The organism is Bacillus sp. S4, from assembly GCF_040838205.1.
Lineage (GTDB): Bacteria > Bacillota > Bacilli > Bacillales > Bacillaceae_G > Bacillus_A > Bacillus_A cereus_U.
Window position 1 is genome coordinate 1 of record NZ_JBFPJI010000418.1, and the last position, 2,511, is coordinate 2,511.

Sequence of the window (2,511 nt, forward strand, 5' to 3'; positions counted from 1 at the left end):
CCTTTCTGGTTTACCACTTCATTCATTTTACAAATAAAAATTTTGTTTTGGAGATACTTAAAAATCTTCGGTTAATAAGCATGGGGCCAAGCTGAAAAAATATAGAATACCGTATAAAATTCAGAATTTTATACGGTATTCATGTAAGACTTTTGTAACATTTACGAAAGACTTTTGAAAGGTATTTAAACTAAGATAAACTTTGGAACGTTAAAGTCAGTTTAATAAATAGAAAAAATAGGGTAGCACAAAGTGAGGAGCACAATTATGAATGGAAAAGTAAAAAAAAGTATGCGAAAAGTCCTTCCTGTAGGGATTGCAATGGGGATTTTATTTAGCGCTAGCCCCGTAACAGAATATAAAGTAAAAGCAGATGTTGATACGTTCGGAACGATTGTTACAACATTTGGAGATATCTATGACGCGTTTCTTAAAGAGCCATTTGGGAAATGGTTAGAAGAAATAGACGCAAAGAACAGTTATGCAGCTCGTCTGGAAAACGTTGCTTATAAAGCTCCTACTTTTAACAAAGGGGAATTTGGTATTAGTGCGTTTGATTTTTATAAAGATAAAAATTTTAGCAAGACAGTTAAACTTTCTTATCCAAATGGGAAAGTCGAATATAAAACAATCAAACATGGTCAACAAATTCGTATTAAGGACGCTGGTACAATAGTAGACTTAACTCCTGATGAACCAGAACTATCTAAACATGATATTTTGTATATTACACAAAAGCAATTAGATGAAGGAAATACAGGTGTTTCACTTACGAATTTCAAAACCTATTATCTAACAAGTAACAATAGCGGTGGTAAAAATGTGTTAGCAGGTAGATTTGAACAACAAGAATTCCCAGGATATTTTCTTGCTAATGGCTCTGGTTTGCGTGATGTTCGTTATGTGAATGAGGATCTTTTTAGTAAACTACCAGAAGAAAAACGAATGTTAGCAACCATTACTTCAGAGCCAGTTGGCAAAGACGTTCTTTCGAATTATGCTACGAATGATCCTGAAGCTCGTGAGGATTTGAAGAAACGTACACTTGATGTTTACACAAACCATAAAGACGGGGAATATTCTCCTATTTCTATAAAAATTATAAATGATGGAATAAACCTGCAAGCAGGGGATTATGTCCATGAAGCAGATGCAGAGGATTCAAATTCAGGGACTGATTTTACAATTACACCGATTAAAAAGGGATCTAATAAGGTTATTATATCATCTGTCTTTAATGGGAAAGTAAGATATCTTACATCTAAATCAGGAGATCATAGTCAATGGATTTATACTCATGATGGAGATATCAGTTCTGATGAAATATGGGATCTTGTTGTTCGAAAAGACGGTCAGTTTTCTTTAAAAAATAATAAAGGGCAATATTTATACGTTCCTAGAAGTGGTAAAAGTGCACCAGCGTGGACTACTGGTGATATTAATGAAGCTAGTAAACTCACAGCTATCCTTGCAGCACATGAGTGGAATAATTGGTTGATTGATTGGCATCCTCGTAAGAAAGATGAGACAAAGAAACATGAAGGAAAGACATATGACGGGTTAGAGTTCAAAGCTGATGCAAAAGATGGCTCTATATGGACTGCATACAATTCTGGAAAATTGATAACAAATAGTTGGATAAAAAGAGATAATAGTCATTATTATGCGGATTCTTCAGGAACTCTTTTAAAGGGCTGGCAAGAAATTGAGGGCAATACGTATTATTTTAATCCAAATGATAATCACAGGACTCCAGGAAACGAAATTGGCGACATTGATGGGAAGTACTATAACTTCAACGATGACGGTGTTCTGCAGAAATCAGCATGGAAAGGTCTATACTATTCCGATGCTTCAGGAGCGCTTATTAAAGAAGGCGTGAAAGAAATTGATAATAAAATTTATTATTTTAAAGATTACCAGGCTACTACAAATGTACTACGTTTAGAAGATCAAGGTGTCACTCTTCGTTTTTCCGATGAAGGTGTGCTTATGTTTGTTTCTGGGTTGGATGGAAAACCTCTAAACAGAACAGTTAATGTTACTTTGGACAATAAAACATTACCATTTGGGAAAGATGGTGTACTTGAGCCACTAGGGATCAGCAGATTAGGTAATACAGTGAAATATTTTAGTTTAGAAGATGGAACTAACTATTCCGGTTGGAAGGAATCTGGTGGAGAAAAATATTATTTTAGAGATGGAAAATCTTCTACTGTGAATGGTACAGAAACTATTGACGGAAAAGCATATTATTTTAATGACTGGGGACAAGCTACTCAAATAGGGTTTGTTGACATTGATGGTATACCATTCTATCTAAACGATAAAGCTGAAAAGGTAACAGGTGTTCACGAAATCAATGGACAACTATATCTCTTCTCCAAAGGTGACAGTTTACGCGTATACGGAGAAAAGGTAAGAAATACAATTTATAGGTTTGACGGAAAACAGTATTATACTGATTATACTGGTGTAATTTCTCAAAACTTCAAGGGTTATGTTTATAGT

The 2,511-nt window shown here is 34.5% G+C and carries 1 protein-coding gene; it reads left to right on the forward strand.

Translation table 11 applies throughout. The features are described 5' to 3' along the window. Window positions 1–267: 267 nt before the first annotated feature. Window positions 268–2,511, forward strand: a 2,244-nt coding sequence (locus AB3X48_RS21015) for a cell wall-binding protein (protein ID WP_367959903.1), incomplete at its 3' end; no start/stop codon positions are given.